Raw genomic sequence first — 21,218 nt, 5'->3', positions numbered from 1 at the left:
CTAACTCTGCCCACGCGCCGCCTGGAGTTCCCTCTCCGGGCGGTGCGTCGGTTTCGCCGGGGTCCTCGCCGGCAGCCGTACGAAGGCGTCCAGTCCCCCCAGCGGAGCCATCCTCAGCAGCGCCTCACCCCCGCTCGCGTGGGCCAGGCGCTGGACGAGGGCGAGGCCGAGGCCGGTGCCGCCCTTGGGGGCGTCGGGGGCCCGCCAGAAGCGGTCGAAGGCGCGGCGGCGCTGCTCCTCGGTCATGCCGGGGCCCTCGTCCATGACGTGCACCTCCACGAACGGCTGGGTGAACTGCCGCGCGGTGAACCGGCGTTCGTGCTGCGCGGTGCGGCGGACGTCGATGAAGACGGTGGTACCGGCGGGCGAGACGCGCAGCGCGTTGGAGAGGAAGTTGTCGAGGATCTGCTCGACCGCGCCCGGCACGGCGGTCACCTCCCCGACCGGCTCCCCCGCGAGCGCGAGCCGGACCCCGTGCCGCTCGTACAACGGCCGCCAGGCGTGGTGCCGTTCGGCGCGCACGGCGTCCAGGTCGACGCGTTCGCGTTCGGCGGCCTTCTCGTCGAGCCGGGCCATCGCGAGCAGGCCCTCGACCATCCGCGCGAGCCGGTCGGTCTCGGTCATCGCCGCGCCGAGGCTGCCGCGCGCCTGGAGCGCGATGTGGTTCTCCAGGTTCTCAAGTCTGAGGCGCAGCGCGGCCAGTGGTGTCTTCAGCTGGTGGGACGCCTCGCCCGCGAAGGCGCGCTGGGAGGACACGAGATGTTCGAGCCGGGCGGCCGTGTGGTTGAACGTGGCGGCCAGGCTGCGGACTTCGGGCGGGCCGTCGTTGATCGCGACCGGGTCGGCGGCGACGCCGGTCGCCAACTCGCGGGTCGCGCGCTCCAGTTCGCGGATGGGCCGGCCCGTCCAGCTCGCGATGGCGAACCCGACGACGGTGACGGCCGCGAGGACCGCGATGCCGCCCGCGAGGAGCAACAGCCATACGTGGTGGACGCGTTCGTGCACCATCTCGGTCGGAACCGTGATCCGTACGGCGCCCTGCGACTCGACGCCGTGCCGGACCGGGGCGGAGGCCGCGAGGTACTGGACGCCGCCGATGGTCGAGGTCCGGACGTCGGCCGTGGCCGCGCCCTGGAGGGCGGCGGCGATACCCGGCCAGGCGGCGAGGCCCTGCGCCTCCGTCTCGGTGAGGGGGTGCGAGGAGGCCAGCAGGGCTCCCTCGGCGTCGACTATCAGCACTTTGCCGCCGATGCGTGCCGCGCAGTGCGCCGCGCGGGCGGGGAGGTCCTGGGCCGCGTTCCCCGTCAGGATGGACAGCGAGGCGTACGCGGAGACCGACTCGGCCTCGTCCTCGGCCTGGTTGACGACCCGCTCGCGCTCCGCGCCCGAGTACACGTATCCCAGGGGGATTTCGAGGCAGAGCAGGACCAGCGCGGCGAGCGTCAGGTAGCTGAGCAGCAGGCGGCGGGTCATCGGGCCGCTGTCCAGTCGTAGGTGGGGGCCGGGGCCTGGGGCTGCGGCTGGGTCTGCACGGCCAGCCGGAAGCCGACGCCGCGCAGCGTCTGGATCCACGCCGGGTTCCCCAACTTCCGCCGCAGGGTGGCGACATGGACGTCCAGGGTCTTGGTCGGCCCCTGGTAGTGGGGGTCCCAGACCCGGTCCAGGATCTGCTGGCGGGAGTAGACCGCGCCGGGGTCCTCGGTGAGCAGGGCGAGGAGGTCGAACTCCTTGGGGGTGAGGACGACGGGGTCGTCACCGACCCAGACCTGCCGGGTACGCCGGTCGACGACCAACGGGCCGGTGGCTGCCGGAGGTTGGGCAGGTGGCACAGCGGAGGAGTACACCGGGTCAGGACTTGAGGGGTACACGTTGTTCGGTACGACAGGCTGTGCCGGGTACGCCGGATAAGCGTCCGGCGTAACGAACTCCCCTCCCCCGCTGACCCGTTGGGACCTCCGCGTCACCGCCCTGATCCGTGCCACCAACTCCCGCATGCTGAACGGCTTCGCGAGGTAGTCGTCCGCCCCCAGCTCCAGCCCCAGGACCCGGTCGGCCTCTTCGCCGCGCGCGCTGAGGATGATGATCGGGACCTCGGAGACGCCGCGGATGCCTCGGCAGACGTCGATGCCGTCGATGTCCGGCAGCCCCAGGTCGAGCAGGACGACGTCACCGTACGGACCCCGCAGCCCCTCGGCTCCGGTGCCGACGTGCTGCACCGTCAGTCCGAAGTGGCCGAGCCCCTCGACGAGCGGTTCGGCGATCGTGTGATCGTCCTCGATGAGCAGGACTCGTACACCACCCATGCGTTTCCGTCTCTTCCATTCGATGGATTCGACACGGTACAAGAGGCACCGGAAATCGTCGCCCGGTTCCTTGAAATTGTGAGCAGCGACTCAGCGGCCCGCCGGCGCGCGCCAAGAAATGTCCGGCAACTGTCGGCGATTTAGTGTTCCGCTAACCTTCCGCTGGCCGACGCTCCTCTAACGTTCTGGAACACAAACCTCTGACCTGCGGATCTTCTCCGCAGTATGTGTTCATCGGGAGGAATCGTGCAGGCTTTGCTGGACCGTGCGCGGTCGTTCAAGCGGCGGGTCGACTTCGAAAGCGGCGAATACCGGAAACTGGCCGACGGGCAAAGTCCGGAGGTTTTGTTCATCACCTGCTCGGACTCGCGGGTGATACCGGCACTCATCACCGGCGCGCGGCCCGGCGAGATATTCGAGCTGCGCAATGCGGGGAATATCGTTCCGCCGCACGACGGACAGGGCCCCTCCGGTGAGGCCGCCACCATCGAGTACGCGCTGGAGGTGCTCGGCGTTCAGGACGTCGTCGTGTGCGGTCACTCGCACTGCGGGGCGATGGGCGCGATCACCTCCGGGGACGACCTGTCGACGCTGCCCGGCGTCGCGGCCTGGCTGAGCCTCGCCCGGCCTGGCCTCGCGCCCGCGCTGGAGTCCGTACCGCAGGAGCCGTCGCTCCCGGACGTCACTCAGCTGAACGTCGTCAACCAGCTTGCCGAGCTGGGGAGTTACCCGGTCGCCCGGCGGCGGGTGGAGGAAGGGAGGCTGCGGCTGCACGGGTGGTACTACGAGGTCCACACCGGCCAGGTGCACGAGCTGGACACGGACGGGTCGTTCCGGGTGCACGCGGCATGAGCGGGACGCACGCGGCGAAGGTCGGCCGGGGGCGAAGTCGGCGGCAGGGCAGGGAAGTTGGAGCGGCATACTCGGACACTCCCTACCCCGCTCCGCCGGCCTCCTCCCCGGCCGGCCGGAAGCCGAAGGCGCCCAGGGCCGACCTCGGCACCGAGATCACCGCCTCCCTCGTCGTCTTCCTCGTCGCCCTCCCCCTGTGCATCGGCGTCGCCGTGGCTTCGGGTGTACCGGCCGAGTTGGGGATCATCTCCGGTGTCATCGGCGGTCTGGTCGTCGGCGTCGCCCGGGGTTCCACGCTCCAAGTCAGCGGCCCCGCCGCCGGGTTGGCGGCATTGGTGGCAGAAACCGTGCTGGAGTACGGGGTTGCCATGCTCGGCGTCATCGTCCTGTTCTCCGGGCTGCTCCAGATCGTGCTGGGGCTGGTCCGGTTGGGCCGGTTCTTCCAGGCGATCTCGCTGGCCGTCGTCCAGGGGATGCTCGCCGGGATCGGGCTGCCGCTGATGTTCAGCCAGGCGTACCCGATGATGGACGCGAAGGCGCCGGGCACGCCGATCGAGAACATGGCCGGTGTCCCCGGGCTCCTCGCGGACACGTTCGCGAACCCGCAGGCGCTGATCGCGGCCGGGCTCGGCGTCGTCACCGTCGTCCTGAGCTTCCTGTGGAAGAAGGCGCCGGGGCCGGTCAAGAAGGTGCCGGCGGCGCTGGTCGCCGTGGGGATCGGGATCGGGGTCGCGGCGCTGCCCGGGGTGGAGGTGAAGACGCTCCAGGTCGGCAACCTGCTGGCCTCGATCAATGTGCCGGGTCCCGAGGAGTTCGCGGGGCTCGCGGACGCCGGGATCATCACGGCGATCCTGACGTTCACGGTCATCGCGTCCGCCGAGTCGCTGTTCACTGCCGCTGCCGTGGACCGCATGCACGACGGTGAACGCACGCGCTACAACCCGGAGTTGATCGCGCAGGGCGCCGGGAACACGGTCGCTGGTCTGCTGGGCGCGCTGCCCATCACCGCTGTCGTGGCCCGGAGTTCGGCGAACGTGCAGGCCGGTGCGAAGACCCGGCTGTCCCGAACCCTGCACGGCGCCTGGCTGTTGGCGTTCGCGCTGCTGCTGCCGCAGGTGCTCGCGCTGATCCCGATCTCCGTCCTCGCGGGCGTCCTCGTGCACAGCGGGTGGAAGCTGTTCGCGCCGGAGGAGTTCCCGAAGATGTGGCGGCAGGACCGGGGCGAGTTCGCGGTCATGACGCTCACCACGCTGGTCATCGTCGCGACCGCCCTGCTGGAAGGCGTGGTGGTCGGACTCGCCGCCGGGATCGTCCTGCTCGCCGTACGGATGTCGCGGACCGTCATCCGGCGGCACGAGGAGGAGGACACCGCGAAGGTCGTCATGGCCGGCAACGCGACGTTCCTGCGGCTGCCCGAGGTGATCGAGGCGCTGGAGGGCGCGGCGCAGGCGGGCAAGCCGCGCATCCGGCTCGACCTGACGGGGGTGACGCACCTCGACCACGCGTGCCGCAGCCAGGTGGAGGAGTTCGTGGCGCAGCAGCGGGGGAAGGGGCTGCGGGTGGAGCTGCTGATGCCGAACGAGAGGCGCGAGAACGACGAGCCTGTGGAAACGCAGGAGAAAACGGTTGCAGCAACACCGTCGCCCGTCCCTTCCGCCACGGCGGAGTGGTTCTACCTCGACACGACACCGGTACCGGAGGAGTACGGGTACTACGGGTCACCCCAGGAGTCGTACGAGTCGTACGGGTATTACGCCAACCGGTGACCCGCCCCGCCCCTCACCCCCCTCGCCTCACCCCTCGTACCCCACCCCCGTCATCCGCTCCGACACCTCCCACAGCCACTCCGCCACCCGGTCGTCCCGGGTGCGCGGCGCCCGCCAGGACGGCGCCGGCGCCCCCCGCCACATCGCGAAGGACGGCCCGGTGAAGGAGTCGGGGCGGACGGCGTCGGCGGTGGCCGCGTAGAGGATGGGGAGCGCGCCGGCCTCGGCGGACTGGGCGAACGAGCGGTCGCCGAGCTCCATCAGGAACCGGCTGCCGCGCCCGCCGACCCCGGACGCGAGCCCGGTCGCCGCGTACCCGGGGTGCGCGGCGGCGGCCACGACGGGGGAACCGGCGTCGGCGAGGCGGCGCGCGAGGGCGTGGGTGAAGAGGAGGTTGGCGGTCTTGGAGCGGGCGTACGCGGTCCAACGGTGGTAGCTGCGCAGGCCGTTGGGGTCGCGGAGGTCCACGTTGGACATGGCGTGCATCATGCTGGAGACGGTGACGACGCGGGCGCCGGGACCAGCTTGCAGGAGCCGGGGCAGCAGCAGTCCGGTGAGCGCGAAGTGCCCGAGGTGGTTGACGCCGAACTGCGTCTCGAAGCCGTCCACGGTGGTGCCGTACGGCACGGCCATCACGCCCGCGTTGTTGACGAGCAGGTCGAGCTGGTCGTACGGGAAGCGGTCCGCGAAGCGGTGTACGGAGCGCAGGTCGCCGAGGTCGAGGAGGCGGACCTCGGCTTCCGCGCCGGGCACCTCGCCCCGCAGCCGTTCGGCAGCCGCTTTCCCTCGCGTTTCACTCCGGCACGCCAGGACGACGTACGCCCCCTTGCGCGCCAGCTCGCGCGCGGCGATGTACCCGAGGCCGCTGTTGGCCCCGGTGACCACCGCCACACGGCCCTCCTGATCCGGAATCTCCCCCGTGCTCCAGCCGCCCATGGCCCGCTGCTCCCTCCTCAAGTGGTGATCTATCCACCCTAGGAGGGTCACTGTCGGGGCGGCGTATGTACGCAGCACGGACAGCGTGAAACCGCGTACGGAAAGTTGCACAAGAACCGCACGGAGGGCGGCGCCCCCGCACAGGGCGCCGCCCTCTCCTGTGGACCGGAACCGCCGCCGATCGGTGAGGGTCGGGGACCGACGGCGGTTCCGGGGCCGGGAGTCGGTCAGCGGTGGTCGCTGCCCTCCGACTGGGTCGCGGCGCGGCCGGCTTCGAGGCGGGCGACGGGGATGCGGAACGGGGAGCAGGAGACGTAGTCGAGGCCGACCTCGTGGAAGAAGTGGACGGACTCGGGGTCGCCGCCGTGCTCGCCGCAGACGCCGAGCTTGAGGTCGGGGCGGGTACGCCGGCCGGCTTCCGCTGCGGACCTGACCAGCGAGCCGACGCCGTCGCGGTCGATGGTCTCGAAGGGGGAGACCCCGAAGATGCCCTTCTCCAAGTAGGCGGTGAAGAAGGAGGCTTCGACGTCGTCGCGGCTGAACCCCCAGACGGTCTGGGTGAGATCGTTGGTGCCGAAGCTGAAGAACTCGGCGGCCTCGGCGATCTGATCGGCCGTCAGGGCGGCGCGGGGCAGTTCGATCATCGTGCCGATGGACAGCTTGAGTTCGGTGCCGGTGGCGGCCTCGACCTCGGCGATGACCTGGTCGGCCTCCTCGCGGACGATCTCCAGCTCCTGGACGGTGCCGACGAGCGGGATCATGATCTCGGCGCGCGGGTCGCCCTTGGCGGCCTTGCGGCTGGCTACGGCCTCGGCGATCGCGCGGACCTGCATGGTGAACAGGCCGGGGATGACGAGTCCGAGGCGTACGCCGCGCAGGCCGAGCATCGGGTTCTGCTCGTGCAGGCGGTGGACGGCCTGGAGGAGGCGCAGGTCGTTCTCGTGCGGGTCCTTGCGGGACTCGGCGAGTGCGACGCGGACCGACAACTCGGTGATGTCGGGCAGGAATTCGTGCAGCGGCGGGTCCAACAGGCGGACGGTGACGGGGAGTCCGTCCATCGCCTCGAACAGCTCGACGAAGTCCCGCTTCTGGAGCGGGAGAAGCCCCTTCAGCGACTCCTCGCGCTCGACGTCGGTGTCGGCGAGGATGAGCCGCTCGACCAGCTCGCGCCGGTCGCCGAGGAACATGTGCTCGGTGCGGCACAGGCCGATGCCCTGGGCGCCGAACCGCCGTGCGCGCAGGGCGTCTTCGGCGTTGTCGGCGTTGGCGCGCACCCGCAGCCGGCGCTTGCGGTCGGCGAACGCCATGATGCGGTGGACGGCCTCGACGAGTTCGTCGGCGTCGTCGGCGCCCGCGTGCATACGCCCCTCGAAGTACTCGACGACCGGCGACGGTACGACGGGCACCTCACCCAGGTAGACCTTGCCGGTCGAGCCGTCGATGGAGATGAGGTCACCCTCCTCCACGACATGCCCGCCCGGTACGGTCATCCGTCGCCGCTTGGTGTCGACCTCCAGCTCCTCGGCGCCGCAGACACAGGTCTTGCCCATGCCGCGCGCGACGACGGCCGCGTGGGAGGTCTTGCCGCCCCGGCTGGTCAGGATGCCCTCGGCGGCGATCATGCCGTCGAGGTCGTCGGGGTTGGTCTCGCGCCGCACCAGGATGACCTTCTCGCCCGAACGCGACCACTTGACGGCCGTGTACGAGTCGAAGACGGCCTTGCCGACGGCCGCGCCCGGCGAGGCGGCGATGCCCCGGCCGACCTGGTCGGCCTTGGCGTGCTCGTCGAAGCGGGGGAACATCAGCTGCGCCAGCTGGGCGCCGGTGACGCGCTGGAGGGCCTCGGTCTCGTCGATGAGGCCCTGGTCGACGAGCTGGGTCGCGATACGGAACGCGGCGCCCGCGGTCCGCTTGCCGACCCGGGTCTGGAGCATCCACAACTGGCCGCGCTCGATGGTGAATTCGATGTCGCAGAGGTCCTTGTAGTGGTTCTCCAGCGTCTTCATGATCGCCATCAGCCGGTCGTAGGACGCCTTGTCGATCGTCTCCAGCTCCGCGAGGGGGACGGTATTACGGATACCGGCGACGACGTCCTCGCCCTGGGCGTTCTGGAGGTAGTCCCCGTAGACCCCCTGGTGTCCGGAGGCGGGGTCGCGGGTGAAGGCGACGCCGGTGCCCGAGTCGGGGCCGAGGTTGCCGAAGACCATGGAGCAGACGTTGACGGCGGTGCCGAGGTCGCCGGGGATGCGCTCCTGGCGGCGGTAGAGCTTGGCGCGGTCGGTGTTCCAGGAGTCGAAGACCGCGTGGATGGCGAGGTCCATCTGTTCGCGCGGGTCCTGGGGGAAGTCCCGGCCGGTCTCCTTCTTGACGATCTTCTTGAAGGTGGTGACCAGCTTCTTGAGGTCGGCGGCCTCCAACTCGGTGTCGACCGTGACCTTCTTGGTGTGCTTGGCCTTCTCCAGCGCCTCCTCGAAGAGGTCGCCGTCGACGTCGAGGACGGTCTTGCCGAACATCTGGATCAGGCGGCGGTACGAGTCCCAGGCGAACCGGTCGTCGCCGGCCTGCGCGGCGAGGCCCTGCACGGACCTGTCGGAGAGGCCGATGTTGAGGACGGTGTCCATCATGCCGGGCATGGAGAACTTGGCGCCCGAACGGACCGACACCAGAAGGGGGTTGTCGGCCTGGCCGAGCTTCTTGCCCATCCGCGCCTCCAGCGCGTCGAGGTGCGCACTCACCTCGTCACGCAGTGCCGCGGGTTCCGCGCCGCTCTCCAGGTAGACCTTGCACGCGTCGGTCGTGATGGTGAACCCGGGGGGTACGGGAAGTCCGAGGTTGGTCATCTCGGCGAGGTTCGCGCCCTTGCCACCGAGGAGGTCCTTGAGGTCCTTGTTTCCTTCGGTGAAGTCATAAACGAACTTCGGGGTCTGCGGTGTTTTGTTCTCCGACACAGTTCTCGACTCCTCAAGGACGCGGCGGCTGCCCTGACGACGAGGAACATACCCAGATCAAAGGCTTCTCGGGAGGTCCAGGCACGCGTCACATGCCTGTAACCCGCCGTGCACCACGGGATCGAAAGTAAAGCCGGGGCAATAAAAAGACCCGCCATGTGTTCACTTCTTGAAATCAATCCCCCTCTTCAACCCAGCTTAGCGCTCATATGAGCGCCATTCAACACGCATGATTTCGATCGATGAACGATCAAAGGGTGGCACTGGGTGCCACCCTTTAAGGAAGTGCAACGGCTCAAGATCCGCTCATGTGAGCACCTCGCCGATCAAAGGTGGTGAGAATCACTCCTGCGGGGTACCCGTCTAATACCCGAGAGCCATCAGCCGCTCCTCCACCCGCTCCGGCGCGTACAGGTGCTCCACGACCAGCGCCCCCGCCCCGATCAGCCCCGCCCGCTCCCCCAGCAGCGAGGTCACGACCTCCAGATGAGCGGTCGAGCGCGGCAGGGCCCGCTGGTAGAGCAGCTCGCGCACACCGGTCAGGAACGGCGTCCCCGCGAGATCCCCGGCGATCATCAGGACGCCCGGGTTGAGGAGGGTGACGACGGTGGCGAGCACGTCGCCGACCTGCCGCCCGGCCTCCCGCGCGAGCGCCGCCGCCCCCGTGTGCCCCGAGGCGAGCAGATCCCGTACGTCGGCTCCCGACGCCGCCGGCACCCCGCTCTCCGCGAGCCTGCGGGCCACGGCGCCGCCGCTCGCGACGGCCGCGAGACAGCCGTACGACCCGCAGCGGCACAGTGCGTCGGTGCCCACCCGGATATGGCCGATGTCGCCCGCGCCGCCGTCGATCCCCCGGAAGATCGAGCCGCCGACGACGACGCCGGCGCCGATCCCGGTGGACACCTTGACCAGCACGAACGCCGAGCAGTCGGGGTGCGTGGCGCGCTGTTCGCCGTACGCCATGAGGTTGGCGTCGTTGTCGACGAGGACCGGGACCGTCGGGGCGCCGGTGCGGTCGGTGAAGGCCCTCGCGAGACGGCCCCGTATGTCGTACCCGTCCCACCCGGGCATGATCGGCGGCTGGACGACGCGGCCGGTCTCCATGTCGACGGGGCCGGGGACCGCGAGGCCGATGCCGCACACCTCGTCCGGCAGGTGGCCCGCCTTCTCCAGCAACTCCGCGAACCAGCCGCCGAGTTCGCCCAGGACCTGGTCCGGGCCGTCCTCGATGACGAGGGTCCCGGAGTGCTCGGCGAGGATCTCCCCCGTGAGGGTGAGGACGGCCGCGCGGGCGTGCCGCGTATCCAGATCCGCCGTGAGGACTACGGCGTGCGCGTCGTCGAACTCCAGGGTGATGGAGGGCCTGCCCCCCAGGGGTGAGTCCACCGGACCCCCGGCGCCCTCGCGCAGCCAGCCCGCCCGGAAGAGCCGGTCGAGCCGCTGGCCGACGGTGGCCCGGGACAGTCCTGTCATCTGCTGGAGCGCGCCACGCGTCGTCGCTCTGCCGCTGCGGACGAGCCCGAGCAGTTCTCCGGCGCTCGCCTGACCCCGAACCTGACCCCGTGCGGACGTACGACCGGTCATGCGCACCCCCTTGTGTTTCTCAAGCTTGCATTACATATTGAGTTTTGCGTGTTAAATAGACGTAACCCTACGGTAGCCACTACCGAACCGGCCGGTCAGCCATGTCGTCGTCGGGGAGCCCCGAGTGGATCGCACTGCCCAGCTCATCGCCCGCTCAGCCGGGCACACCACTGCATACGATCCCGGTGGTACGGGGTCGCCGCCCTCCAGGGCGGTACGGGTACTACAGGAGAACTGGACCGGGACCTCGACGGTCCCCTCGCGCAGCCTGTACCCGCACCAGTGGTCGTGGGACTCCGCGTTCATCGCGATCGGCCTGAGGCACGTCTCGCCGGTGCGCGCGCAGACCGAGCTGGAGACGCTGCTCGCGGCCCAGTGGGGCGACGGCCGGATCCCGCACATCGTCTTCAACCCCTCCGTCCCGCTCGACGCGTACTTCCCGAGCCCCGACTTCTGGCGCTCCTCGGTCGCCGGGCGCGCGGCGGGTGCCCCGCGCACGGTACAGACCTCTGGCATCGTGCAGCCACCGGTCCACGCGCTGGCCGCCTGGCTGGTGCACTGCGCCGACCCCGGCCTGTCGTGGGCGCGCGGCTTCCTGTCCCGGGTCTACCCACAGCTCGCGGCCTGGCACCGCTATCTGCTGCACCGGCGCGACCTCGGGGGCGGCGGGCTGGTCTCCGTCGTCCACCCCTGGGAACAGGGTATGGACAACTCCCCTTGCTGGGACGCCCCGTTGGCGCGGATCACACCGGCCCCCGCGCGGTCCTTCCGGCGCGCGGACCTCGACCACGGCGCTCCCGAGGACCGGCCGACGGACCTCGACTACGGGCGGTACGTCCGGCTCGCGGCCGACTACCGGGACCGCCAATACGCCGACGGGGCGCGGGAGTTCGCCGTCGAGGACCCCGCGTTCAACGCGCTGCTCGTCGCCTCGGAGCACGCACTCGCCCGTATCGCCCACGAGTTGGGGGCGACCGGCACCGCACGGCACGCGCGCGCCGAGCGCCTCACGACCGCACTCCTCGACCGGCTCTGGGACCCGGCCGAGGGGATGTTCTTCTGCCGGGACGTCGTCGGCGGCGACCTGATCCGCGAGCGCGGCGTCTCCGGCCTCGTCCCGCTGCTGCTGCCCGGCCTGCCGCGCGACGTCGCGCAGGCGGTCGTACGGACGCTGTGCGGACGGCACTTCGGGCTCGGGACGTCCACGCGGCTCGTCCCCTCCTACGACCTGCTGGGCGAGGCGTTCGACCCACACCGCTACTGGCGCGGGCCCGCCTGGTTCAACACGAGTTGGCTGCTGGAGCGGGGACTTCGGCAGCACGGCGAGACCCTGCGGGCCGATGCGCTGCGCGCCGACTTCCTCCGGGCCGCCGACACCTCGGAGTTCGCCGAGTACGTCGACCCGTACACCGGCGAGGCCTGCGGGGCGACCGGCTTCGGCTGGACCGCCGCGCTCGCACTGGATCTGCTGCACGACACAGAACTTGACGACATGTCAGACATGGGCATTGCGGGGACCAAGGGAGGGGACCGGGGATGACGGACCGGCATCATCTGCTCGTGTACGGCGGTACGTTCGCCGCCGTCGGCGACCGTGGAGACATCAGCGGCGTAGGCTCCGGGACCTCCCTGGAAGGCCTCTTCGTGCGCGACGCGCGGCACTTGAGCCGCTGGCAGCTCACCGTCGACGGGGCCGTGCCGGAGGCGCTGACGCCCGTCACCGCCGGGGACACCGCCTCGTGCGTACTCGTCCCGCGCGGCGGGCGCAACGAGCCGCCGTCCTGCACGCTCTTCCGTGAACAGGCCGTCGGGGACGGGTCGTTCATCGAATCGCTGCGGGTCGTCAGCAACCGGCCGGTGCCGACCGTCGTACGGCTCGCGGTCACCGCCGACGCGGACTTCGCCGACCAGTTCGAACTCCGCTCCGACCACCGCACCTACGCCAAGACCGGCATCGTCCGGCGCCGTCAAGTCCTCGACGACGGGGTCGAGTTCACGTATCAGCGCAGTGAGTGGCGGTCCTGTACGACAGTTACGGCCGACCCCGCGCCCGACGGGGTCGAGGAGACCGGGACCGGGGCCCGACGGCTCGTGTGGTCACTGGAGTTGGAGCCGCACGGGGCCGCCGAGGTGACCTTGCGGGTGATGGCCCGGCCGCACGGGGAGAAGCGGGCGTTGCGCGTGCCGCGGTCGCCCGCCGCCGTCGGTGAGCAACTCATGGCTCTCGAAGGGGAGTTCATCCAGGGGGTCGCGTTCCCCACCGGGTGGCCCGAGCTGGCCGCCGCCTGTGCCCGGGGGCTCGCCGACCTCGCCGCGCTCCAGGTGCCCGCCGTCGGGCCCGACGGGGAGGAGCTGCGGGTGCCGGCCGCCGGGGCGCCGTGGTTCCTCGCGCTCCTCGGGCGGGACGCCTTGCTGACGTCCCTGTTCGCTCTGCCGTACCGGCCCCAGCTGGCGAGCGCGACGCTGCTGGCGCTGGCCGCGAGCCAGGCCACCGAGACCGGGCCGCACGCCGTCTCCCAGCCCGGGAAGATCGTGCACGAGGTGCGGCACGGGGAGCTGGCGCACTTCCAGCAGGTGCCGTACGGGCGGTACTACGGGTCCGTCGACGCGACGCCCCTGTTCCTCGTCCTCCTCGGGGCGTACGTCGAGCAGACCGGGGACCTCGCCCTCGCTCGGCGGCTTGAGGGCCATGCCCGTGCCGCCGTCGACTGGATGCTCGATCACGGGGGGCTGTCCTCCCGGGGGTACCTCGTCTACCGCGCCGACCAGGGTGGGTTGTCCAACCAGAACTGGAAGGACTCCCCCGGTGCGATCTGCTCCGCCGACGGGACCCGGGTACGGGGGACCGTGATGGCCGCAGGAGCCCAGGGGTACGCGTATGACGCCCTTCGGCGTACCGCCTGGGTATCACGTACCGCCTGGGGGAACGAGACGTACTCCGCTCTGCTCGAACAGGCCGCCGCGGATCTGCGGGACCGGTTCCAGCGGGATTTCTGGATGCGGGACGCGTCCTTCCCCGCGCTCGCGCTCGACGGGGAGGGGCGGCAGGTCGACGCCATCGCCTCCGACGCCGGGCATCTGCTCTGGTCCGGGCTGCTCGACAAGGAGTACGGGGAGGTCGTGGGGCGGCGGTTGCTCGAACCCGACTTCTTCTCCGGGTGGGGTGTGCGGACGCTGGCCGCGGGGCAGGCCGCGTATCACCCTCTCTCGTACCATCGGGGGTCCGTGTGGCCCCATGACAACGCGCTCATCACTCTTGGGTTGGCTCGGTACGGGCTTCATGACGAGGCTCGGACCGTGGCTCATGCGTTGGTCGATGCGGCTACTGCTACCGGGCATCGGCTGCCGGAGGTACTTGCGGGGTACGGGAGGGATACGCAGGGGGTACCTGTGCCTTATCCGCACGCGTGCGTTCGCGAATCGCGGTCCGCTGCTACGCCGTTGGCTTTGTTGACTGCGGTGGGTGGGGCCTAGCGCGGTTCGGGGTGCCTCGGGAGGTTGTCTGGCGGCTGCGGGTCCGTTGTGGCTTGTCGCGCAGTTCCCCGCGCCCCTGATATATGCAGGCCCGTCGCGAGCCTCAAGGGCGATTGAGTTGCCCCTTGGGCCGTCGTTTGCCCTGTGTTTGCCTGCTTCTGCCCCTGGGGGGTGAACACAGGTCCAGAACAGCCCGTACGAAATGATGGCGGACCCGGACCTCCACACCGGGTCCGCCGGCCATCTGGGCCACTGCCTCGTACGGAAGGACCTTCGGGTGCCTGTCTCCACAGACTCACGTCAACAACCGGAACCGACGCCGTCCGAAGAGACGGTGGATGCCGTGAGTACCGAAGCGGAGGCCGGCCAGGTAGAAGAAAGCGAGCCGCCCGCCAAGCGGTTCGCCCTCGTTCGGGAGTGGCGGAGTCGGTATCCCCTCGCCGCCAAGGTCGTCTGGTGGACCGGGACCGTGCTCGCCGTGTTGCTGGTCTACACCTCGTTCCTGCTGCCCGTGTCCATCGCCGCCTTCAAGTGGTCCACGTTCATACGGCTGCCCGGTGAAGCCGTCATCGTCTCCGCCCTGTTGATCTCCCTCCCCCGGCGGCCCCGGTTCTGGTTCGCCGTCGTCGGGGGCATCGGGCTGGCCGCGCTGACCGTCGTCAACGGGCTGGAGATGGGGTACCGGGACTACCTCGGCCGGAGCTTCAACCCCGTGCTGGACTGGGAGTTGCTCGACGACGCGAAGTCGTACGTGGCGGACTCCTCGGGGAAGACGGCCGCGAACCTGCTCGCGATCGGGCTGGTCGTGCTCGTCGCGGCGCTGTTCGTGGGGATGGTGGGCGCGCTCGTCCGGATCGGGAACATCCTCGGGCGGGATATCCAACTCGCCACGCGGGGCACGTTGTTGGTCGGCACCGCGTGGATCACGTGCACGATCCTCACCGTGAACGTCGCGGGGATCCCGTTCGCCTCGTACCGGGCTGCGGCCGGGTTGAACTCCCAACGGCGGCAGGTCGAGGCGACGTTGAAGGACGAGGCCGCGTTCAAGAAGATCGCGAAGAGCGACAAGTTCGGCAACACGCCGCCGTCGCAGCTCGTTCCGGACCTGCGCGGCAAGGACATGCTGTTCACGTTCATCGAGAGCTACGGCCGCAGCGCGATCGAGGACCCGATCATGGCGCCGGGCGTCGACAAGATGCTCACGGAGAACACGGCGGCGCTCGCGAAGATCGGATTCCACGCGAAGAGCGGCTGGTTGACGTCGTCGACGTACGGCGGCGGCAGCTGGTTCGGGCACTCGACGACCATGTCGGGCCTGTGGATCGACAACCAGCAGCGCTACCGCACGGTGATGGCGAGCGACCACCTCTCCCTCACGAAGGCGTTCCAGAAGACCGGCGCGTGGGACACCGTCGGCATCATGCCGGGCGTGCAGAAGAGCTGGCCGGAGCAGAAGTACTACGGCCTCGACAAGGTCTACAACGCCTTCCAAATGGGGTACCAGGGACCGAAGTTCAGCTGGTCGACGATGCCGGACCAGTACGCGCTGGAGTCGTACCAGCGCCTTGAGCACAGCAAGAAGCGGGACAAGCCGCTGATGGCCGAGATCATCCTGACGTCCAGCCACATGCCGTGGGCGCCGATCCCGTCGCTGGTCGACTGGGAGGACGTGGGCGACGGTTCGGTCTTCGACGCGATCCAGAAGGCGGGCAAGAAGTCCTCGGACGTCTACAGCGACGACACCAAGGCCCGCGAGGAGTACGGCAAGGCGGTGCAGTACTCGGTGACCTCGCTGACCCAGTGGATGGAGCGGTACGCCGACGACGACACGGTTCTCGTCTTCCTGGGCGACCACCAGCCGAACGCCAAGGTGAGCGGCACCAAGGCCAGCCGCGACGTACCGATCTCGATCGTCGCGAAGGACCCCAAGGTCCTTGAAAAGGTGGCCGATTGGAACTGGACGGACGGCCTGAAGCCCGCGCACGACGCGCCGGTGTGGAAGATGGACCAGTTCCGCGACCGCTTCCTCACGGCGTACGGCTCGACCCCGCACCCGAAGACCAACTGACGCGTCACAGCGGCTCGTTCATCGCATCGCGCGCCGCTTCCACGAACGCGGCCAGGGAGGCCGAGTAGGCTTCCATGGCCGCGTCGAAGCGGGCGAACGCCTCCGGCTCGCCCGGGGAGATCCCGGCGAGGGAACCGTTGGTGCGGGTGGCCGCCGCCAGCACCGCCTGGGCCGGCCCCACGAGCCCGCCGGGCCCCTCCAGCGAGATGACCCGCACGCTGTGCATCAGCGGGTCGTACGCCTCGCGCGCCTCCACCCGCAGTTCCTGAACGCGTGTCAGAAACCGTTCGGGGTCGGCGGGTCGGAAGCGGACGTCGCCGACCTTCCAGTAGAGCTCGCTCATCCCGTGCGCCCGGCGCATCAGCTCCAGGTACGCGTCCCGCCGCAACTCCCGTATCCGGCTCTCCTGTTGGGCCTTCGCGGACGCCTCCGCCTGGACCCTGGCCGCGCGGACGTTCCCCAAGGTGGTGACCCAGCCCGCCAGTACGGCCGTACCGCCGGTCAAAGCCGCGACCCACACCGCGCTGTCCGCCACGCGATCAGTGTCGGCGGGCTCCGGCGCGGTGTCGAGAGGGCGTCAACTCAGCCGCCGGACGTGTCGAGTTCGGCGTCCTCGCTGATGCCCGCGCAGTCGTACGGGTCCTTGAGCCAGCCGTCCGGGAGGACGACGCGGTTGTTGCCGGACGTGCGGCCCCGGGGGCCGTCGGCGCCGGTCGGCCAGGGCTGGGCGAGGTCCAACTCGTCCAGTCCTGCTCGGAGTTCGGCCAGGGAGGACGTGATCGCGAGGCGTTTGCGCATCTCGCTGCCGACCGCGAAGCCCTTCAGGTACCAGGCGACGTGCTTGCGGAAGTCGATGACGCCCCTCGACTCGTCGCCGAGCCACTCGCCGAGGAGGGTCGCGTGGCGGACCATGACGTCGGCGACCTCGCGAAGCGACGGGCGGGCGAGATCGTCCAAGCGCCCCTCGAAAGCCGCGACCAGGTCCGAGAACAGCCACGGCCGGCCCAGGCACCCCCGGCCCACCACAACTCCGTCGCAACCGGTTTCCCGCACCATCCTCAGCGCGTCCTGAGCCGACCAGATGTCGCCGTTGCCGAGCACCGGGATCTCCGGGACATGCTCCTTGAGGCGCGCGATGGCCTCCCAGTCGGCGGTGCCGCCGTAGTGCTGGGCGGCGGTCCGGCCGTGCAGGGCGATCGCCGTCACGCCCTCCTCGACGGCGATACGGCCGGCGTCGAGGTAGGTGATGTGGTCGTCGTCGATGCCCTTGCGCATCTTCATCGTGACCGGGAGGTCCCCGGCACCGGAGACGGCCTCGCGGAGGATCGCGCGCAGGAGGTTGCGCTTGTACGGAAGGGCCGAGCCGCCGCCCTTGCGGGTGACCTTCGGGACGGGGCAGCCGAAGTTCAGGTCGATGTGGTCGGCGAGGCCCTCTTCCGCGATCATGCGGACGGCCTTGCCGACGGTCGCCGGGTCGACGCCGTACAGCTGGATCGAGCGGGGGGTCTCGGTCGCGTCGAAGCGGATGAGCTGCATGGTCTTGTCGTTGCGCTCGACCAGCGCGCGGGTGGTGATCATCTCGCTCACGAACAGGCCTTTTCCGCCACTGAACTCCCTACAGAGAGTGCGGAACGGGGCGTTGGTGATACCGGCCATGGGCGCCAGGACGACGGGCGGCTGGACGGTGTGCGGGCCGATCTGGAGCGGCTGGGCGGTCGTGGACATTCCCCCATTGTCGCGCATGGGACGAGTGGGCCGAACGGGTGAAGTCCAGAATCTTGTACAGGTCATTAGTTAGACGCACTATCGATACGGGCGTACAGTGGTGGGCATGCCGGAGCTCAGCCCTAACCGTCGACTGCTGGTGCTCGCGATCTGCTGCATGAGCCTGCTGATCGTGAGCTTGGACAACACTGTGCTGAACGTGGCGCTGCCGTCCATGCAGCGCGATCTCGATGCGAGTACGTCGGGTCTCCAGTGGACCATTGACGCGTACACGCTGGTGCTGGCCTCGCTGCTGATGCTCGCGGGGTCGACCGCCGACCGGATCGGGCGGCGCAAGGTCTTCATGACCGGGCTCGTCGTCTTCACGGTCGGGTCCGTGCTGTGTTCTCTCGCGCCGAACCTCGAACTGCTCGTCGTCGCGCGGATGGTGCAGGCCGTCGGGGGGTCGATGCTCAACCCCGTCGCCATGTCGATCATCACGAACACGTTCACCGACGCGCGGGAGCGCGCGAGGGCCATCGGTGTGTGGGGTGCCGTCGTCGGGATATCCATGGCGGCCGGGCCGCTCGTCGGGGGGCTGCTCGTCGACTCCGTGGGGTGGCGGGCGATCTTCTGGCTGAACCTTCCCGTCGGGGTGGCCGCACTGCTCCTCACGCTGCGGTTCGTTCCCGAGTCCCGCGCGGAGCGGGCCCGGCGGCCCGACCCGGTCGGGCAGGTGCTGGTGATCGCGCTGTTCGGTGCGCTCACCTGCGCGATCATCGAAGCGCCGGTCTCCGGGGCCGGGGTCAGCGTGCCGTTCGGGGTGCTCGCCGCCGCCGCGCTCGCCGGGTTGCTGTGGTACGAGCCCCGGCGTGCCGATCCCCTCATCGACCTGCGGTTCTTCCGGTCCGCGCCGTTCAGCGGGGCGACGGTGATAGCGATCTCCGCGTTCTCCGCCCTCGCCGGGTTCCTGTTCCTGTCGACGCTGTACCTCCAGAACGTCCAGGGGCTCGACGCGCTGCACGCCGGGCTGTGGATGCTGCCGATGGCCGTCCCGACGTTCCTCTGCGCACCCATCTCCGGGCGCCTGGTCGGTACGCGCGGGCCTCGCATCCCGCTCCTCATCGCCGGGGTCGCCATGTCCTCGGGCGCGCTGCTCTTCGCGGCCTTCGACGCCGGGACCTCCGACGCCGGGCGCTTCCTCGGCTACCTCGTCTTCGGCATCGGCTTCGGCTTCGTCAACGCGCCGATCACGAACACGGCGGTGTCCGGCATGCCGCGCGCACAGGCCGGGGTTGCCGCAGCGGTGGCCTCCACGAGCCGACAGCTCGGGCAGACGCTGGGGGTCGCGGTGGTGGGAGCAGTCCTGGCCTCGGGCATCAACGCATCGTCGTACCGCACCACCTTCGCCTCCGCCGCGACGCCGGGTTGGTGGATCATCGTCGGCTGCGGGCTGTCCGTACTGACGCTGGGACTCCTCACCAGCGGACAGTGGGCACGAGGGACGGCGGAGAAGACGGCCGCGCGGCTCCGGGCGCCGGAACTTCGGGGAGTGGAGGCGGGAGTCTCAGCGAGGTGAGCCACCGGAAGCGCACCGGCACGTAAGGCACGAAGGGCGACTCCCTCCCGTACCCCCCTGGTACCCCTTCCCCGACTCGCGTCCTCGCCCGACCGGCGTAACCCTGGTAGATGCACCCCAGGGGGATCCCCGTAGAAACGGACGTCACCCATGAACTCCGTGCCCCACAGCCGGATCGCCCGCGCGCTGGCCGCCGGCGCGATGTCCGTGGCGTTGGCGGCAGGCGGGGCGACCGCCTCGTACGCCGCCGCCTCGCACCCCGCCGCCGCCCCGAAACCGAAGCCGAGCGCGTCGTACATGAACGACGCCTCGATCACCGTCAAGGCCGACAAGTCCTCGGTGAAACAGGGCGACGAGGTCACCTGATCCACGAAAACCGGGCCCCTGCGACAGGGGCCCGGTTTCAAAAAACATCACCGATACTTCAGCAGCCGATCAGCCGGCTCGCCAGGTACCCCTCGATCTGGTCGAGAGACACCCGCTCCTGCTTCATCGTGTCCCGCTCCCGCACCGTCACCGCGTTGTCGTCGAGCGTGTCGAAGTCGACGGTCACACAGAACGGCGTACCGATCTCGTCCTGACGACGGTAGCGGCGCCCGATCGCACCCGCGTCGTCGAACTCGATGTTCCAGTGCTGGCGCAGCGCCTGCGCGAGCCCCTTCGCCTTGGGCGACAGGTCGGCGTTGCGGGACAGCGGCAGCACCGCGACCTTCACCGGCGACAGGCGCGGGTCGAGCCGCAGGACGGTTCGCTTCTCCAGCTTGCCCTTGGCGTTGGGCGCCTCGTCCTCGACGTACGCGTCGAGCAGGAACGCGAGCAGCGAGCGGCCGACACCGGCGGCGGGCTCGATGACGTACGGCGTGTAGCGCTCGCCCGCCTCCTGGTCGAAGAAGGAGAGGTCCTGGCCGGAGGCCTTGGAGTGCGCGGTGAGGTCGTAGTCCGTGCGGTTGGCGACGCCCTCCAGCTCACCCCACTCGTTGCCGCCGAACTGGAAGCGGTACTCGATGTCCGCGGTGCGCTTGGAGTAGTGGGAGAGCTTCTCCTTGGGGTGGTCGTACCACCGCATGTTCTCCTCGCGCATGCCGAGGCCGGTGTACCAGTTCCAGCGCTCCTGCATCCAGTACTCCTGCCACTTCTCGTCCTCGCCCGGCTTGACGAAGAACTCCATCTCCATCTGCTCGAACTCGCGGGTGCGGAAGATGAAGTTGCCGGGCGTGATCTCGTTGCGGAAGGACTTGCCCATCTGGGCGATGCCGAACGGCGGCTTCTTGCGCGAAGCGACCTGCACCAGCGCGAAGTTGGTGAAGATGCCCTGCGCGGTCTCGGGCCGCAGGTAGGCGACGGAGCCGGTGTCCTGGGTCGGGCCGAGGTGGGTGGAGAGGAGGCCCGAGAACTGCTTGGGCTCGGTGAACTGGCCCTTGTTGCCGCAGTTGGGGCAGTTGATGTCGGCGAGGCCGTTCTCCGGGAGGCGGTTGTGCTTCGCCTCGTACGCCTCTTCCAGGTGGTCCGCGCGGTACCGCTTGTGGCAGGCGGTGCACTCGGTCAGCGGGTCGGAGAACGTGGCGACGTGGCCGGACGCGACCCAGACCTCGGGGGCGAGGATGACGGACGAGTCGAGACCGACCACGTCCTCGCGCGACGTCACCATGTAACGCCACCACTGGCGCTTCAGGTTCTCCTTGAGCTCGACACCCAGGGGGCCGTAGTCCCAGGCGGCCTTCTGGCCGCCGTAGATCTCACTGCAAGGGAAAACGAAGCCACGGCGCTTGCTCAGGCTGACGATGGTGTCGATCTTGTCGGCGGCCACGGTGCTCTCTTCATAACGACGGTAACGGCGGCGGACGAAGCGGAAACGCCCGCGGAAGAAGCGGAGAAGTGTGCTTCGGGGGCGCGTGCTTCGGAGCGAACCCTCAGGGTACCGGCGGGGACTCCCCCTCCTCCAAATCGGAACCGTCATCCGCTCTTACCCAGCCCTTGTTGACAACGGTTTCCATATTTGTTGAA

15 protein-coding genes are annotated in these 21,218 nt (G+C 69.7%); 7 read left to right on the top strand and 8 right to left on the bottom strand.

The window, feature by feature from the left end; genetic code table 11:
• Positions 1 to 1,473 (bottom strand): sensor histidine kinase, encoded by a 1,473-nt coding sequence (locus J8M50_RS10845; protein ID WP_010354811.1) that lies wholly within the window; start codon positions 1,471 to 1,473, stop codon positions 1 to 3.
• On the bottom strand, positions 1,470 to 2,303 hold the full coding sequence (locus tag J8M50_RS10840) for a response regulator transcription factor (RefSeq protein WP_010354812.1): 834 nt from the start codon (positions 2,301 to 2,303) through the stop codon (positions 1,470 to 1,472). Before J8M50_RS10840 ends, J8M50_RS10845 begins: the two co-directional genes overlap by 4 nt.
• 246 nt (positions 2,304 to 2,549) lie before the next feature.
• On the opposite strand from J8M50_RS10840, the gene J8M50_RS10835 reads away from it, so the two are divergent.
• Both J8M50_RS10835 and J8M50_RS10830 read left to right on the top strand, forming a co-directional pair.
• Complete coding sequence (locus tag J8M50_RS10835; RefSeq protein WP_029184009.1) at positions 2,550 to 3,155, top strand: carbonic anhydrase; 606 nt, start codon at positions 2,550 to 2,552, stop codon at positions 3,153 to 3,155.
• On the top strand, positions 3,152 to 4,921 hold the full coding sequence (locus tag J8M50_RS10830) for a SulP family inorganic anion transporter (RefSeq protein WP_010354814.1): 1,770 nt from the start codon (positions 3,152 to 3,154) through the stop codon (positions 4,919 to 4,921). Before J8M50_RS10835 ends, J8M50_RS10830 begins: the two co-directional genes overlap by 4 nt.
• A 27-nt stretch (positions 4,922 to 4,948) precedes the next feature.
• Here the strand turns inward: J8M50_RS10830 and J8M50_RS10825 are convergent, their stop codons facing one another.
• The 3 genes from J8M50_RS10825 to J8M50_RS10815 form a co-directional block, all read right to left on the bottom strand.
• Positions 4,949 to 5,857: an oxidoreductase gene (locus tag J8M50_RS10825; protein WP_010354815.1), complete on the bottom strand. Its 909-nt coding sequence runs from the start codon at positions 5,855 to 5,857 to the stop codon at positions 4,949 to 4,951.
• A 227-nt stretch (positions 5,858 to 6,084) separates the two neighbouring features.
• Positions 6,085 to 8,805, bottom strand: coding sequence for a pyruvate, phosphate dikinase (gene ppdK / locus J8M50_RS10820; RefSeq protein ID WP_010354816.1), 2,721 nt, complete (start codon positions 8,803 to 8,805; stop codon positions 6,085 to 6,087).
• A 363-nt stretch (positions 8,806 to 9,168) separates the two neighbouring features.
• Entirely contained in the window at positions 9,169 to 10,389 is a 1,221-nt protein-coding gene (locus J8M50_RS10815; RefSeq protein WP_010354817.1) for an ROK family protein, read from the bottom strand.
• A gap of 124 nt (positions 10,390 to 10,513) precedes the next feature.
• On the opposite strand from J8M50_RS10815, the gene J8M50_RS10810 reads away from it, so the two are divergent.
• The 3 genes from J8M50_RS10810 to J8M50_RS10800 all read left to right on the top strand — a co-directional run bounded on the left by J8M50_RS10810 (position 10,514) and on the right by J8M50_RS10800 (position 15,931).
• Positions 10,514 to 11,929, top strand: a complete 1,416-nt coding sequence (locus tag J8M50_RS10810) for an MGH1-like glycoside hydrolase domain-containing protein (protein WP_010354818.1) — start codon at positions 10,514 to 10,516, stop codon at positions 11,927 to 11,929.
• Positions 11,926 to 13,863, top strand: coding sequence for an amylo-alpha-1,6-glucosidase (locus tag J8M50_RS10805; RefSeq protein ID WP_010354819.1), 1,938 nt, complete (start codon positions 11,926 to 11,928; stop codon positions 13,861 to 13,863). The genes J8M50_RS10810 and J8M50_RS10805 overlap by 4 nt, the downstream gene beginning before the upstream one ends.
• A 202-nt stretch (positions 13,864 to 14,065) precedes the next feature.
• The gene (locus tag J8M50_RS10800) at positions 14,066 to 15,931 is read left to right on the top strand and encodes an LTA synthase family protein (protein ID WP_010354820.1); all 1,866 of its coding nucleotides are present in this window, start codon (positions 14,066 to 14,068) and stop codon (positions 15,929 to 15,931) included.
• Between the two features lie 4 nt (positions 15,932 to 15,935).
• Here the strand turns inward: J8M50_RS10800 and J8M50_RS10795 are convergent, their stop codons facing one another.
• Together J8M50_RS10795 and dusB are read right to left on the bottom strand one after the other, a co-directional pair.
• Positions 15,936 to 16,466, bottom strand: coding sequence for a hypothetical protein (locus J8M50_RS10795; RefSeq protein WP_010354821.1), 531 nt, complete (start codon positions 16,464 to 16,466; stop codon positions 15,936 to 15,938).
• Positions 16,467 to 16,513: 47 nt separating this feature from the next.
• Entirely contained in the window at positions 16,514 to 17,656 is a 1,143-nt protein-coding gene (dusB, locus tag J8M50_RS10790) for a tRNA dihydrouridine synthase DusB (RefSeq protein WP_010354822.1), read from the bottom strand.
• A 106-nt stretch (positions 17,657 to 17,762) separates the two neighbouring features.
• Here dusB and J8M50_RS10785 point away from each other — a divergent pair, with 106 nt between their 5' ends.
• Together J8M50_RS10785 and J8M50_RS10780 are read left to right on the top strand one after the other, a co-directional pair.
• Complete coding sequence (locus J8M50_RS10785) at positions 17,763 to 19,214, top strand: MFS transporter (protein ID WP_029184010.1); 1,452 nt, start codon at positions 17,763 to 17,765, stop codon at positions 19,212 to 19,214.
• Positions 19,215 to 19,364: 150 nt separating this feature from the next.
• Positions 19,365 to 19,580, top strand: a complete 216-nt coding sequence (locus J8M50_RS10780) for a hypothetical protein (RefSeq protein WP_010354824.1) — start codon at positions 19,365 to 19,367, stop codon at positions 19,578 to 19,580.
• Positions 19,581 to 19,638: 58 nt separating this feature from the next.
• Here J8M50_RS10780 and J8M50_RS10775 read toward each other — a convergent pair whose 3' ends face one another.
• Positions 19,639 to 21,021, bottom strand: a complete 1,383-nt coding sequence (locus tag J8M50_RS10775) for a glycine--tRNA ligase (RefSeq protein ID WP_010354825.1) — start codon at positions 21,019 to 21,021, stop codon at positions 19,639 to 19,641.
• Between the last annotated feature and the right edge of the window lie 197 nt (positions 21,022 to 21,218).

Source organism: Streptomyces acidiscabies (assembly GCF_020010905.1).
Taxonomy (GTDB): Bacteria; Actinomycetota; Actinomycetes; order Streptomycetales; family Streptomycetaceae; genus Streptomyces; species Streptomyces acidiscabies.
Note: the sequence above shows the minus strand (reverse complement) of the source record. Positions and strands in the feature narration are given on the sequence as shown.

Excerpts from the sequence above, each read along its gene's own strand:
- J8M50_RS10845 (WP_010354811.1), bottom strand. The coding sequence starts at position 1,473 with ATGACCCGCCGCCTGCTGCTCAGCTACCTGACGCTCGCCGCGCTGGTC.
- J8M50_RS10840 (WP_010354812.1), bottom strand. The coding sequence starts at position 2,303 with ATGGGTGGTGTACGAGTCCTGCTCATCGAGGACGATCACACGATCGCC.
- J8M50_RS10830 (WP_010354814.1), top strand. The coding sequence starts at position 3,152 with ATGAGCGGGACGCACGCGGCGAAGGTCGGCCGGGGGCGAAGTCGGCGG.
- J8M50_RS10825 (WP_010354815.1), bottom strand. The coding sequence starts at position 5,857 with ATGGGCGGCTGGAGCACGGGGGAGATTCCGGATCAGGAGGGCCGTGTG.
- J8M50_RS10815 (WP_010354817.1), bottom strand. The coding sequence starts at position 10,389 with ATGACCGGTCGTACGTCCGCACGGGGTCAGGTTCGGGGTCAGGCGAGC.
- J8M50_RS10805 (WP_010354819.1), top strand. The coding sequence starts at position 11,926 with ATGACGGACCGGCATCATCTGCTCGTGTACGGCGGTACGTTCGCCGCC.
- J8M50_RS10800 (WP_010354820.1), top strand. The coding sequence starts at position 14,066 with ATGATGGCGGACCCGGACCTCCACACCGGGTCCGCCGGCCATCTGGGC.
- dusB (WP_010354822.1), bottom strand. The coding sequence starts at position 17,656 with ATGTCCACGACCGCCCAGCCGCTCCAGATCGGCCCGCACACCGTCCAG.
- J8M50_RS10785 (WP_029184010.1), top strand. The coding sequence starts at position 17,763 with ATGCCGGAGCTCAGCCCTAACCGTCGACTGCTGGTGCTCGCGATCTGC.
- J8M50_RS10780 (WP_010354824.1), top strand. The coding sequence starts at position 19,365 with ATGAACTCCGTGCCCCACAGCCGGATCGCCCGCGCGCTGGCCGCCGGC.